Source organism: Martelella radicis (assembly GCF_014196625.1).
Lineage (GTDB): Bacteria > Pseudomonadota > Alphaproteobacteria > Rhizobiales > Rhizobiaceae > Martelella > Martelella radicis.
In genome coordinates this window covers 65,889-78,456 of sequence record NZ_JACIDZ010000014.1, presented here as the reverse complement: position 1 = coordinate 78,456, position 12,568 = coordinate 65,889, and the positions used below count along the sequence as shown (strand labels likewise).

Sequence of the window (12,568 nt, the reverse complement as noted above, 5' to 3'; positions counted from 1 at the left end):
CAGGAGCAGGACTGGCGACGCCGCGGCGACAGCGATCAGGGCGACCTGATTGATGGCGGCGTCGCTGTCCCTGCGCGCGCAATTGCGGGAGCGGCCGGTCTGAGGGCAGCTTCCGCAAAGCGCGCGCAGCTCTGGCGGCAGGGAGACCTATTCAATGAAAAAACTTCTTATCGGATACCAGACCGCCGTCGATGGCCTGGAGAAGGCCTGTATGGCCGTCGCCATCGTTCTGACCGGCTTGTTGTTTCTCATCTCTGCCTACGAGATTATCGCCAACCAGCTTGTCGGCAATTCGCCGGTCTGGGTCGAAGAGGTCAGCAACTTGCTCTTTGCCTGGGCGATTTTCATCGGCGCCGGCGTAATCGCGCGGCATGGCGGACATATCGGCGTTGAACTCCTTTACGAGATGGTGGGTCCGTCCCTGCAGGCCGTCCTGAAGGCCGGGTACACGCTGCTGACGCTCGTCGTTGTCTTCGTCATGGTCTATTTCGGCTGGGAGATGGCGCTGTTCGTGGGCAAGTACCAGACCTCGCTCTACCTCGATATCTCGCTCTTCTATTATTACCTTTCGGTTCCGGTCGGCGGTGCGCTGCTGGGGCTTTTCAGTGTCGCTGCCGCGCTTCCCGATCCGCGCGACAAGGCAGACCTCACGCAAACCGCCGGAGTTTGAACCTTGATTGCTATCATTTTTGGCAGCTTCATCCCGATGCTTCTGCTTGGGGTTCCGATTGCGCTCTGCCTCGTGCTGATGACGATTTTCGTCTATGTCGATATCGGTGATCCGCGGCTTTTCCTGCAGATCCCGCAACGCATGTTCACCAGCACGGAGAACATGCTTCTGCTGGCGATCCCGTTCTTCATCATGGCAGGCGAGATCATGAACCGGGCCGGGATCACCGACCGGCTGATGACGCTGTCATCGTCGCTGGTGGGCTGGATTCGCGGCGGCCTTGCCCACACCAATATCGTCTCCAGCATGTTTTTTGCCGGTATCACAGGGTCCGCGGTCTCCGACACCGTTGCCGTCGGCAGCATCATGGTGCCCGCCATGAAGAAGAACGGCTATGGCGAGGATTACAGCGCGGCCGTGACGGCGGCCAGCTCCGTCATCGGTCCGATCATTCCACCGAGCATCCCGATGCTGATCTATGCCTCGGTGATGAACGTGTCGATTGCCGGCCTGTTTCTCGGCGGAATGGTGCCGGGCATCCTGGTGGCGCTGGCGCTGATGGTGACGGCCTATCTCGTTGCCGTGCGCAAGGGATACGGCGAGCGGGCGCCGTTCGTCGGCGTCGTCCGGCTGATCATCGCCTTCATTCAGGGTGCTCCCGCGCTGCTGCTGCCGGTGATCATCATGGGCGGCATTCTCGGCGGTTTCTTCAGCCCGACCCAGGCATCCGCCGTGGCGGTCATGTATGGCCTGGCGATCGGCTTCCTGTTCTACCGCAAGCTCAAACTGTCGGACCTGGTCCCGATCCTCTCCCATACCGTCAAGGCGACGGCGATGATCATGTTCCTGATGGCCTGCGCCAAGACCTTCAGCTGGCTGGTGACCTATTTCAATCTCGTCGAGCATGTCACCATCGCCTTCGTGTCGCTGACGGAGAACAAGCTGGTCTTCCTGCTGCTGGTCAATGTCATCTACCTGGTCATCGGCATGTTCCTCGACATGGGCTTCGCCATCATCGTACTCGGGCCGCTGCTCGCGCCGATCGCCTACAAATACGGCGTCGATCCGATCCATTTCGGCCTGATCACCTGCACCAACCTGACCATAGGATTGGCAACGCCGCCCTTCGGACTTGTGCTGTTTGCGGCCTGCGGAGTGTCAAAGGTTAGTCTGTCGCGAATAAGTCGGGCCATCCTGCCGTTCATCGCCGCGGAACTCGTGGTTCTGCTGCTGATCACCTATCTGCCGGTGCTGACCATGTATTTCCCGCGCCTGTTTGGATATGCATAGAGCATTTCGCAGTCAGATAGAAACTTCTGACGCCCGCGAAAATATGTAAAAACAAATAGATAGAGCGGTTGCGCGTTTCCAAGAAAGGCGGAGCCGTTCTAGCGCGCGTATCGATCCGGCTATCCGACTGGATCTCCCGCAGAAGACAGACACCTTCCTGTCCATTAATGAACCAGGAAGGTGTCGTGCGTATGGTGCGTTCTTGAGGCTTTTTCGGGCGTGACACGGAGCTGCCCGATTGCCGAGCGCGTTTGCCCGTTCTAGGCTATGATGCGCAAACCTATCGCGCAGCCTGGACCAGAGCGCGCAGCGCTTCTGCGCCCAGTTCATGGTCCTGATACTGGGTGAGCCCGGAAACCGTGACGCAGCCGACGAAGCCGCTGTCGGCGGTTCTGATCGCCACGCCGCCGCCGGAGTGGACGAAATCCGCCTCGCTCAACTTGAACTGCTCGGGAATTTTCCGCCCGCGCTCATCGCACTGGAGGGTCACCAGCAGCGAACTTTCGAAGAAGCGCTCAACGACGTTGCGCTTGCGGCGGATCCATTCGGCGTTGTCCGGGCTTGCGCCCGGCATGGCCGCAAAGAACAGCCGCCCGCCGATGCCCGACACTTCGATCGCGATCGGGTGGTTCTCGGCGGAGGCGCGGTCCCTGATGTGGCTGCCGATCGCCCAGGCAACATCGGCGTTGAATGCGGGCAGGGTGAGCGCCTGGCGTTCGGCTTCCAGGCACGCGATCTGTTCCAGGCGTTCGCTCACAGGCGCCTCCCGGTTTTCCTGTCAAAGACGTGAACCTTTTCCGGGGCAATATGAGCGGCAACCGCCTGGTCGACATCATATTCGCAGGCCGCATCAACGACGGCGAGGAAGGGTTCCTTTGCACCAGGGGTGGCGACAGAAACGAGGGTCTGTGCGCCCGTCGGCTCGACCATGGCGACGGAGCCGCGAATGCTGCCGTCGCCCAATGCGAAATCTTCCGGACGGAAGCCGAGGGTTACCTCGCGGCCGGCATGTTCACCGTAGGCCCCCGGTAGAACGACATCGTTGCCGTCAATGCAATGACCGACCACGGCGCCATCTTTTTCGGAGATTTTGGCATCGATGAAATTCATTGCCGGCGAGCCGATGAAGCCTGCGACAAAAAGGTTTGCCGGCTGGCGATAAAGGTCGAGCGGACGACCGACCTGTTCGATGATGCCGCCGTTGAGAACGACAATACGGTCGGCAAGCGTCATCGCCTCGATCTGGTCGTGGGTCACGTAGACCGAGGTCGTGCGCACCTTCTGGTGAAGCGCCTTGATCTCGGCCCGCATCTGGACGCGCAGCTTGGCGTCGAGGTTCGACAGGGGTTCGTCGAACAGGAAGACTTCCGGGTGCCGCACGACCGCGCGGCCCATGGCGACGCGCTGACGCTGACCGCCGGAGAGATTGGCCGGCTTGCGGTCGAGCAGGTTTTCAAGCCCCAGCATGCGCGCGGCCTCGTTGACGCGTTTCTCCTGCTCGGCCTTCGGCGTGCGTGACAGTCTGAGATTGAAGCTCATGTTCTGGCGCACGGTCATATGCGGATAAAGCGCGTAGGACTGGAACACCATGGCAATATTGCGCTCGCGCGGAGAAAGGTCGTTGACCCGTTCGCCACCGATCATGATGTCGCCGGCAGTTACTTCTTCCAGCCCCGCGAGCATGCGCAGGAGGGTGGACTTGCCGCAACCGGACGGACCGACGAGGGCCAGGAATTCGCCGTCCTCGACGTCAAGGCTGACATCGTGGATGACTTCCACCGCGCCAAAGGACTTCTTTATGTTCTTGAGACTGATCGTAGCCATGTTACTCCTCCACGGCGTTTTGGTTCAGAGCGGGTTCTTTTCGCGCCAGGCGAGGTATTCGGCTTCGACCTCTTTCGAGATCGGGTAATATTTCCTGAGGTCGGCGCCCTGGCTCAGCCTCAGGCGCGCGAAATCCTCCCAGTCGGCATGCTTGTTGCCCATTTCGAGGATCTGTTCGGCAAGCGCGATGGGAACGACGACGGCGCCGTCATCATCGGCAACGATGATATCGCCCGGCATGACGGTGGTTCCGCCGCAGGCGACGGGCACGTTGACGGCGTAGGGCATCAGGCCGGTCTGGGTGTGGAAATTGGGCGTGCGACCGCGTGACCAGATGTTGACGCCCAGGCCGGCGATCTTCGGCGTGTCGCGCAGGCAGCCGTCGACCACGAGGCCCGCGCCCTTGCGGCCCTTGAAATAGGTCATCATCATCTCGCCGAAAATGCCGGAATGCATGTCGCCGCGCGCATCCACGACCACCACATCGCCTTCCTGCACGAGGTAGAGCACATGGCGATGGATCTGCTTTTCCGGTTCTTCATATTCCTCGCCGGGCGCCAGGTCCTCGCGCTTGGGCAGAAACTGCAGCGTCAGCGCCGGGCCGGCCATGCACTGGCCATAGGCCATCGGCGTCAGGCCGGTCAGCTGCGGATCGCGAATGCCCAGCCGGCTGAGTTCGCCGCTCACGGCAGCCGTGCCGATCTGTGCCAGGCCATCGACGAGCGCCTTGGGCGGACGGGTAATGTCAACAGGTGGTGTGACGGATGGATCGATGATCATATGGAGGCGACCTTTTCCCAGGTATGGCTCTTGGAAGAGCGGTAAAGCGCGTCGATTGCCGCCATGTTGTTGACGGCGTTTTCGATCGGATATTCGGCGGCGGTCTCGCCAAGGAAGACGCGAGCGGCAAGGTCTGCCTGCAGCGTGTATTGATCGCTGGCCGGGATCACCTCCCGGCGCATCTTGTCCGGTTCATTGGTGCCGTCTGCATCGATAGTGATCGTGACCTCTCCGCCCTGCGGTGCATTGAGCGAGATCGGCACCTCGATCCGGCCCTTGCGACCGAAGATCTGCACCGTCTGGAAACGGGCAAGCTGGGTGCCGCAGGCAAAGGAGAGCTGTTTTCCGCCTCCGAAATCAACGATCCCGCTCATCAGCCGGTCGGTCTTCATGTTCGGGTCGATATCGCTCATGGCGACGACCTGTTCCGGTTCGGCGTTGAAGACGAAACGCGAGAGGAAGAGGGCATAGCAGCCGACATCGTAGAGCGCGCCGCCGCCGACCTCGGGAATGTTGCGGATATTGTTCGGATCGTCGTTGAAGAAGCTCATCGTCGTCTGCATCAGGCAGACCTCACCGATCTCGCCGGAGCGGATGATCTCGGCAACACGGAGCCATTGGGGGTGCTGGCGCACCATGACGGCTTCCAGCACCTGCTTGCCCGTGCGTTCACGTGCGTCAATCAGTCGCTTGGCCTCCTCGGCGCTCATCGCGATCGGTTTTTCACACAGGACGTGCTTGCCGGATTCCATGGCCTTGATAGACCAGTCGACATGCATGTTGACCGGCAGCGGATTGTAGATCGCATCGATTTCCGGATCCGCCAGAAGGGCCTCGTAGCTGCCGTAGCTGACCGGGATCTGCAGCTTCTCTGCGGCCGCTGAAGCCTTTGCCTCATCGCGAGAGGCGATCGCGTGCACAATGCCCAGTTCGGATTTCTTCATGCCGGGAATCACCTTGCGCATACCGATTCCGGCTGTGCTCAAGACGCCCCATTTCAGTCTATCGGACATGGATGTCCTCCCATAAGTTTCATATTTGGACCAAATAGGTTCCGAATATGGATTGAAAAGAGAGGAAATTTCAGTCAAAGTCAAGTGCGAAGAGTCGCGATTACAGCGACGGGCAGGGAAGCAGGAGCGCCCAATGAAGATCACGGACCTCAAATGCGCGGTCATCGGAAACCATCCGGTTGTCCGCATCATGACTGATGAAGGGATTGTGGGGGTCGGCCAGGCCGAATTCTACAAACCCTATATCAAGCCGCAGATCCTGCAGCTTCGCGAGGCGATCCTGGGCGCCGACCCGACCGATGTGGAGCGCGTCATGTTGCGCATTCGCCAGCGCGGCGGCAACAAACCGTTCGGCAGCGCCGTCAGCGTTATTGAAATGGCGCTCTGGGATATCGCCGGCAAGGCCGCGGGCCTGCCGGTGCACAAACTGCTCGGCGGCAAGGTACGTGACAGGTTGCGGGTCTATAATGGCGGCATCCGCTTTCCGCTGAACGGCTATCGGCCGGAAGACTATGCCGATGACATGCGCAGGATGATGGCGCTGCCGGAAGGCTTCACCATGATCAAGCAGCCGATTGCCTTTCATTGCGCAATGAAGGAAGTCATTCCCGGCTTTCATTATGGCGAACATGCGGGTGCAGGCCAGCACGGCATCATGGAGCGCGGCAAGATTTCCGAAAAGGGGCTGCGCCACACGATCGATTGCGTCGAGGCGATGAAGGAGGTTGCCGGCACCTCGGTCGGCCTTGCGCTCGATTGCGGCCCGGGCTGGATGTTTTCCGATGCGCTCAGATTTGCCCGTGGGGTGGAGCATCTCGATCTGCTTTGGCTTGAGGATCTGATCTCGGGCGACTACACGCCCTGGTCGGATACCGATCTCTACCGCGATCTGACGACGGCGACGTCGACGCCGATCCATACCGGCGAGCAGATCTATCTCAGAAACAATTACAAGCCGCTGATCGAGGCACGCGCCGTCGACGTGATCGGGCCGGACCCGGCCGATGTCGGTGGTCTGGCGGAACTCAAGTGGATCGCCGAATATGCCGATCTTCACGGGATCATGATGGCCCCGCATGGCACGGCCAACGGGCTGATCGGCCTTGCCGCCCTCATTCAGGTGAGCGCAACGCTGCCGGCCAATTTCATCGCCTTCGAATATCCGATCGCTGTTCCCGAATGGTGGGCGGATATCGTCACCGGACTGCCGGAGACGATCGTCAAGGACGGCTTTGTCGATGTGCTGACGGCGCCGGGCCTCGGCGTTGACCTGATCCCCGAGGCTGCCGAACGCTATCTGAACGACGACGACGCGGATTTCTTCAAATGATGTCAACCATTCCAGCCAGTCGAGCCGCGGGTGGGCACGGCCGGAAGGTCGGCGGCGATCGCGCCGGCGGTCGAGATGGTGGCAGCCCGGAGCATATCAAGGCGTCCGGCATTGGTCTCGTCGGCAAGGTAGGGCAGGCTGAGTGCCGCGATCGTCTTGCCGTTGCGGTCCGGAACCGGGGCGGCAAAGGCGTTTACGCCAGTGGAGAATTCGCCTTCGTCCCAGGCCCAGCCCTGGCGGCGGATGCGGGTCAGCTCGCTGCGCAGGTTCTTGACCGAGGTGATCGTGCGGGGCGTGTAGCGCGCCAGCGCCTCCGGCAGAATGGCATCGAGCTCCGATTTCGTCAGGCTGGCAAGCAGGACCTTGCTGGCGGCGCCGGTGTGAAGCGGAAAGCGCTGGCCGGGTACGCCGGCAAGGGCATGGCGGCGCGAGCCGGAACTGGCGGCGATCACGACGACGCCGTCATCGCTGAGGATCGAAAGCTTGCACCCCTCGCCGGTGGTTTCGGAGAGTCGCTCCATATGCGGCGTCGCGAGCAGAACGATGTCGATATCGGCCGCGCTCGGCAGAACGCGCGCGGCAAGCGAAATCAGGCGGGTGCCGAGGACGTAGCTGCCATCGGGCAGATGCCGGACGATCCCGTAGGCGTGGAGCGAATTGAGCAGGCGGTAGACGGTCGTGCGCGGCAGATGCAGCACTTCGACCAGTTCGCGCATGGATGCGCCGCTCGGCTTCCTCTCCAGGTAGGCCAGCACATCCATCATGCGGTCGATCGCCGGAATCCGGTTTTTCTCCATGGCCGCGCTGTACCCCTCAGCCGCCTGCCCCTCACTCTTCGTCTTCATAGAACGATCCCAAATATGAACTTTTCATCTGGGTATCGGGATTTTGTGTGCTTGTCTATCGGGTTGGTACACAAACATTAGTCTCAACCGACATTGCATAGGAGTTAAAGCAATGATTTTTACCGGAATCGGCCATGTGGCCATCCGCTGCACGGATATTGATCGGTCCCTTGCATTCTATACGGATGTGTTTGGTTTTCCAGAAATGTTCCGCCTGAACCAGGATGACGGCCGGGTCTGGCTTGTCTATCTGCGGGTGACCGATACGCTCTATCTCGAGCTGTTTCCGGATGGCGAGGGCAACAAGGTGCCGGGGCCAAATGCAACTGGTTACAATCACTTATGCGTTGAGACGGCTGATATCAATGCTGCTGCAAAGCACTTTGAAGAGCTCGGTGTTCCACTCGCAAAACCGGTCGTGACCGGCCGTGACGGCAACCGTCAGTGCTGGATCGATGATCCCGACGGCAACCGCATCGAGATCATGCAGATGATGCCGGACTGCATGCAGTTTGCAGCCATCAAGGCCATGAAGGCCGAGCGTTCATAAAAACCAGCCAGACATGCCGCCGTCAGGACAAATCTCTTGACTCGGCATGCGATAACAATCTAGTTTCATATAAAGAACAGTTAGTTCCAAATATGGACTTTTCGATGGGCGGTCCGAAACCGGGAGAGGCAAAGGTTTCGGAGATCGCGCTCAGGGAGCGGAAAATGCGGGTAGGACTGACACTTTTCGGAGAAAGCCTTTCGCGGGCCGGAGCGCGTTTTGCCGCCCAGCTCGGCATCCGTGATGTTGTCATCCACCTGGTCCGCTACGGCCAGAACGCCGATCCGTCCGACTGGCTGAAAGGTCAGCCGGGGCCGCCTCTTTCGGAAGATTTCGGAGCGCCGCTCTGGGACTACGAAACGCTTTCGGATGTGGTGAAAATGCTGGCCGCTGATGGCATTCGGGTCGCCGCGCTTGAGAACCTCTCTCCGTCATTCTGGTCCGACATCCTGTTGAACGGCCCCGATCGGGTCCGGCAGATGGATGGTCTGAAAAGGCTCGTCCGCGATTGCGGGCGGGCCGGCATCCCGGTCATTGGCTACAATTTCTCGCTGGCCGGCGTGTGGGGATGGCAAAGGCAGCCGATCGCCCGCGGCGGAGCCATGGCGACGACATTCGACATGTCGCGTTTCGATCATGATCGGCCGATCCCTGACGGCGTCGTCTGGAACATGCGCGTGCGGGAAGATCGGGGTCTCGGTCCCGTGACCTGCAGCGAAGAAGAGCTTTGGCAGCGCCTCGAATGGTTCCTGAAGGAGCTCGTCCCAGTGGCGGAGGACGCGGGCGTCGTGCTCGCCGCCCATCCCGACGATCCGCCGGCGGATATGCTTCGGGGCGCTGCACGCCTCGTCAACCGGCCCGAAAAATACGACCGGCTCCTGTCGGTCATCGACAGCCCGTCCAACGCCATGCAGTTCTGCGTCGGCTCGCTGATGGAAATGCCCGGCGATGTCTACGAGACGACACGCCATTACGCGCGTACGGGGCGGATTGCCTATGTGCATTTCCGCAACGTCAAGGGCAAGGTTCCCCGCTACGCGGAGGCCTTCATCGATGACGGCGATACGGACATGTCCGAGATCGCCCGGATCCTGCACGTCGAAGGTTATGACGGCGTGCTGGTACCCGATCACATTCCAGAAATTTCCTGTCCTGCCCCCTGGCATGTCGGGATGGCGCATGCGGTGGGCTACATGAACGCCCTCCTCAAGACGGCGCCGCGGCTTTCCGTGCCGCAAATGTCTTGAACACAGCAACAACTTCTTACTTGGGAGGAAGAATATGCAGCTCAAATCCAAACTCGCCATGACGGCAGCGGTGCCGCTGTTTCTGATGCAGGCTCCGGCCTTTGCCGGGGAAATCACCTGGTGGGCCCCTGAATTCGGTGCCGATCGCGCCGAAGTGCTTGCGCAGAAGTTCGAAGAGCAGAACCCGGACATTTCAGTCAGGGTCGAACGCGTGGTGCCCAACGGCCTGCAGAACCGCGTTCTCGTCGCGTTGCAGTCCGGCAATACGCCTGACCTCATCGATGTCGCCAATGGCTGGACCGTTCCGTTCGCAACCACCGGCGGACTGATGCAGCTCGATGACTTCATCGCGGACAATGAAATCGACCTCGACGATTTCCTCCCGGCGGCCCTGAATACCGCCAAGGTTGATGGCGGTCTTTACGGCATTCCTTTCCGCGCCGAAGCGCATGCGATGATCTACAACAAGGACATGTTCCGTGAAGCCGGCCTTGATCCGGAAGACTTTCCGGAAACCTGGGCGGAACTGCAGGAAGTCGCTGCAGCGCTGACCAATGGCTCTCACTATGGCATGGGCATTGCCGGCGGCGGTGAAGTGTCCAACACGATCTTCCGTTCGCTTCCCTTCCTGTGGATGAATGGCGGCGGCGTACTCTCTGAAGACCTGCAGTCGAGCATTCTCGATACGCCGGAATCCGTTGAAGCCGTCGACTTCTATACGAGCTTCCTGGCCGAGGGCTCCGCGCCGCCGTCCACGCTTGAAAACGACGGCACGGCGCTTCGCCGTCTGTTCATCGCCGAAACCATCGCGATCTATCAGTCCGGCCAGTTCGACCTTGGCTCGATCGCGCAGGAAAACCCGGATATCGATGTCGGCACGGCCCTGATCCCGCATCCGGAAGGCAAGGAAACCTCCGTCATTCTCGGCGGTTGGAACTTCGTTATCCCGGACGCTGCGAAGAACAAGGAAGACGCAGAGACCTTCCTGGCCTATCTGCTTGAGCCGGAAAACATGGGCTACTACACCGACAACAACTTCCCGGCCCGCGAGACGGCCATGCAGATGGAGCAGTTCCAGCTTCCCGAATACGAGAAGTTCCGTGAAATGCTGCAGTATGCGCGTCCGCAGCCGCCGGTGAACAACTGGGTGCAGATCACGCAGATGTATTTCGACTCCATCCAGGAAATCCTCCTTGGTGGCGCCGATGTCCAGGAGGTCCTGACGGACACCACGCAGCAGATCGATGGTCTTCTGAAATAACAACGCTTCGGTTGGGCCGCGCGCTTGCGTGCGGCCCGGTCCCCCCGCCGCTTTCAAGAGGAATGCCATGCGTGTCAGTTCCCGCTTCACCGGACCGCTGTTCGTGTTTCCAGCGCTCTTTGTGCTCGCCCTGCTGGTGTTTTACCCGCTGGTCTACACAGTCGTCCTTTCCGTTACCGATCCCGCGGGCAACTATGTCGGCCTGGAAAACTTCCGGACCATGCTGGATCAGCGCCTGACCGGCATTACGCTGCGCAACACCTTCGTCTACGTGTTTTTCTCGATCGTGTTCCAGATCATCCTGGGAACCGCCGTCGGTCTTCTGCTCAATGCGCCCTTCTGGGGGCGCAGCGCGCTTCGGGCGATGATCGTCGTGCCGTGGGTCATCCCGGGCATCGTCGCCGCCACGACCTGGGCCTGGATGTTTCACACCGAGTTCGGCATCATCAACTACATGGCGCAGGGTGCCGGCGTCATCGATCAGCCGATCGGCTGGCTGACCAACCCGAACACCGTCATGCCGGCGCTCGTCACCGTCAATGTCTGGAAGATGTTCCCCTTCGTCGCCATCATGGTGCTCGCAGGCCTGCAGGCCATTCCGAAGGATGTCTATGAAGCCGCCCGCATCGACGGCGCCAAGCTGCACCACGAGATCATCTTCGTGACGTTGCCCTATCTGAAGCCGGTCCTGAGCTCGCTGTCCCTGCTGCTCGCCATCTGGGGGCTCAACGCCATCACCATCATCTACGCGATGACCGGCGGCGGGCCTGCCAACCGCTCGATCATCCTGCCAATCCAGATCTTCCGGCAGGCCTTCCAGTTCTTCCAGTTCAACCAGGCGGCGGCCCTGTCGGTCATGTTCCTGGGCATCACCGGCGTGCTGATGGTTCTCTACGTCACCGTCTTCGCAGAAAAGGAGTAAGGTCATGGCTTCACGTACCAGGGCCCAATGGCCCCTCTATCCCGCGATCGCAGCCGTTGTTGTCGTCACCATGTTCCCCTTCCTGTGGATGCTGATTTCATCCTTCAAGAAGCTGAGCGAGCTCTACACCGTTCCGCCGACATGGATCCCGGAGGCGCCGAGCTGGGCCAACTACACCAAGGTCCTGTTTGAATCGAACGTGCCGCGCTACTTCCTGAACTCGCTGATCATTTCCGCCGGTTCAACCGCAATCGCGCTGGCGCTCGCCATCCTGGCCTCCTACGGCTTTGCCCGCTTCAAGTTCAAGGGCAAGTCGCTGGCCATCTCGCTGATCATCGTCGGCCAGCTTCTGCCGACGGCGGCGATCATCGTGCCGCTTTATGTCGTGCTCAACTGGCTGAACCTGCTCAACACCTATCTCGGCCTGATCCTTGCCTACCTCATCCTGACCCTGCCGCTCAGCGTCTTCATGCTGATCTCCTATTTCCGCGGCATTCCGGTTGAGCTGGAAGAGGCGGCCATTGTCGACGGCGCTTCGAGGCTTGGCGCGTTGTTGCGCATCACGCTTCCGCTGTCGCTTCCAGGCGTTGTCGCGGTGATCGTCTATGCCTTTGTGACCACATGGAACGAATTCATCTTCGCGCTGTGCTTCGCCATCGACTCCTCGACCAAGACGCTGCCGATCGGATTGTCGGAATTCACCACCGAATTCAACACGGACTGGGGTGCTGTCATGGCCGCCTCCGTCATCATGACGGTCCCGATCGCCATTCTTTTCCTCGCCATGCAGAAGCTCTTTGTCGGCGGTCTGACGGCCGGCGGAACCAAGGGCTGAA

Annotated in this window: 13 protein-coding genes; 8 read left to right on the top strand and 5 right to left on the bottom strand. The window is 60.4% G+C overall.

The genetic code is table 11. The features are described from left to right. Window positions 1-154 precede the first annotated feature (154 nt). Together GGR30_RS18355 and GGR30_RS18350 are read left to right on the top strand one after the other, a co-directional pair. Window positions 155-670: a TRAP transporter small permease gene (locus tag GGR30_RS18355; RefSeq protein ID WP_183489357.1), complete on the top strand. Its 516-nt coding sequence runs from the start codon at window positions 155-157 to the stop codon at window positions 668-670. Window positions 671-673: 3 nt separating this feature from the next. After that, window positions 674-1,960, top strand: coding sequence for a TRAP transporter large permease (locus GGR30_RS18350; protein ID WP_183489354.1), 1,287 nt, complete (start codon window positions 674-676; stop codon window positions 1,958-1,960). 280 nt (window positions 1,961-2,240) lie between these two features. On the opposite strand, the gene GGR30_RS18345 is transcribed toward GGR30_RS18350, so the two are convergent. The 4 genes from GGR30_RS18345 to GGR30_RS18330 are packed head-to-tail and all read right to left on the bottom strand — an operon-like array spanning window position 2,241 to window position 5,577. Next, on the bottom strand, window positions 2,241-2,717 hold the full coding sequence (locus tag GGR30_RS18345) for a heme-degrading domain-containing protein (protein WP_183489351.1): 477 nt from the start codon (window positions 2,715-2,717) through the stop codon (window positions 2,241-2,243). Then, window positions 2,714-3,784: an ABC transporter ATP-binding protein gene (locus tag GGR30_RS18340; RefSeq protein WP_183489348.1), complete on the bottom strand. Its 1,071-nt coding sequence runs from the start codon at window positions 3,782-3,784 to the stop codon at window positions 2,714-2,716. Before GGR30_RS18340 ends, GGR30_RS18345 begins: the two co-directional genes overlap by 4 nt. 24 nt (window positions 3,785-3,808) lie before the next feature. Next, window positions 3,809-4,564, bottom strand: a complete 756-nt coding sequence (locus tag GGR30_RS18335) for a ribonuclease activity regulator RraA (RefSeq protein ID WP_183489345.1) — start codon at window positions 4,562-4,564, stop codon at window positions 3,809-3,811. Then, entirely contained in the window at window positions 4,561-5,577 is a 1,017-nt protein-coding gene (locus GGR30_RS18330; RefSeq protein WP_183489341.1) for a Gfo/Idh/MocA family protein, read from the bottom strand. Before GGR30_RS18330 ends, GGR30_RS18335 begins: the two co-directional genes overlap by 4 nt. A 133-nt stretch (window positions 5,578-5,710) precedes the next feature. Here GGR30_RS18330 and GGR30_RS18325 point away from each other — a divergent pair, with 133 nt between their 5' ends. Further along, complete coding sequence (locus tag GGR30_RS18325; RefSeq protein ID WP_183489338.1) at window positions 5,711-6,907, top strand: mandelate racemase/muconate lactonizing enzyme family protein; 1,197 nt, start codon at window positions 5,711-5,713, stop codon at window positions 6,905-6,907. A gap of 2 nt (window positions 6,908-6,909) precedes the next feature. Here the strand turns inward: GGR30_RS18325 and GGR30_RS18320 are convergent, their stop codons facing one another. Next, window positions 6,910-7,752 (bottom strand): IclR family transcriptional regulator, encoded by an 843-nt coding sequence (locus tag GGR30_RS18320; RefSeq protein ID WP_246414025.1) that lies wholly within the window; start codon window positions 7,750-7,752, stop codon window positions 6,910-6,912. A 112-nt stretch (window positions 7,753-7,864) separates the two neighbouring features. Between GGR30_RS18320 and GGR30_RS18315 the strand changes: the two genes are divergently transcribed. The 5 genes from GGR30_RS18315 (at window position 7,865) to GGR30_RS18295 (ending at window position 12,567) form a co-directional block, all read left to right on the top strand. Beyond that, the gene (locus tag GGR30_RS18315; protein ID WP_183489335.1) at window positions 7,865-8,302 is read left to right on the top strand and encodes a VOC family protein; all 438 of its coding nucleotides are present in this window, start codon (window positions 7,865-7,867) and stop codon (window positions 8,300-8,302) included. A 104-nt stretch (window positions 8,303-8,406) separates the two neighbouring features. Continuing rightward, on the top strand, window positions 8,407-9,549 hold the full coding sequence (locus GGR30_RS18310; protein ID WP_246414023.1) for a mannonate dehydratase: 1,143 nt from the start codon (window positions 8,407-8,409) through the stop codon (window positions 9,547-9,549). Window positions 9,550-9,583: 34 nt separating this feature from the next. Further along, window positions 9,584-10,810, top strand: coding sequence for an ABC transporter substrate-binding protein (locus GGR30_RS18305; RefSeq protein WP_183489332.1), 1,227 nt, complete (start codon window positions 9,584-9,586; stop codon window positions 10,808-10,810). A 67-nt stretch (window positions 10,811-10,877) separates the two neighbouring features. Further along, window positions 10,878-11,732 carry a carbohydrate ABC transporter permease gene (locus GGR30_RS18300; protein WP_045679626.1) on the top strand — a complete coding sequence of 285 codons (855 nt, stop codon included), beginning with the start codon at window positions 10,878-10,880 and terminating at the stop codon, window positions 11,730-11,732. A gap of 4 nt (window positions 11,733-11,736) precedes the next feature. After that, entirely contained in the window at window positions 11,737-12,567 is an 831-nt protein-coding gene (locus GGR30_RS18295) for a carbohydrate ABC transporter permease (RefSeq protein ID WP_183489329.1), read from the top strand. Window position 12,568: the final 1 nt, after the last annotated feature.

Coding starts and splice junctions, on each gene's coding strand:
- GGR30_RS18355 (WP_183489357.1), top strand. CDS start 155: ATGAAAAAACTTCTTATCGGATACCAGACCGCCGTCGATGGCCTGGAG.
- GGR30_RS18340 (WP_183489348.1), bottom strand. CDS start 3,784: ATGGCTACGATCAGTCTCAAGAACATAAAGAAGTCCTTTGGCGCGGTG.
- GGR30_RS18335 (WP_183489345.1), bottom strand. CDS start 4,564: ATGATCATCGATCCATCCGTCACACCACCTGTTGACATTACCCGTCCG.
- GGR30_RS18330 (WP_183489341.1), bottom strand. CDS start 5,577: ATGTCCGATAGACTGAAATGGGGCGTCTTGAGCACAGCCGGAATCGGT.
- GGR30_RS18325 (WP_183489338.1), top strand. CDS start 5,711: ATGAAGATCACGGACCTCAAATGCGCGGTCATCGGAAACCATCCGGTT.
- GGR30_RS18320 (WP_246414025.1), bottom strand. CDS start 7,752: ATGAAGACGAAGAGTGAGGGGCAGGCGGCTGAGGGGTACAGCGCGGCC.
- GGR30_RS18315 (WP_183489335.1), top strand. CDS start 7,865: ATGATTTTTACCGGAATCGGCCATGTGGCCATCCGCTGCACGGATATT.
- GGR30_RS18310 (WP_246414023.1), top strand. CDS start 8,407: ATGGGCGGTCCGAAACCGGGAGAGGCAAAGGTTTCGGAGATCGCGCTC.
- GGR30_RS18305 (WP_183489332.1), top strand. CDS start 9,584: ATGCAGCTCAAATCCAAACTCGCCATGACGGCAGCGGTGCCGCTGTTT.
- GGR30_RS18300 (WP_045679626.1), top strand. CDS start 10,878: ATGCGTGTCAGTTCCCGCTTCACCGGACCGCTGTTCGTGTTTCCAGCG.
- GGR30_RS18295 (WP_183489329.1), top strand. CDS start 11,737: ATGGCTTCACGTACCAGGGCCCAATGGCCCCTCTATCCCGCGATCGCA.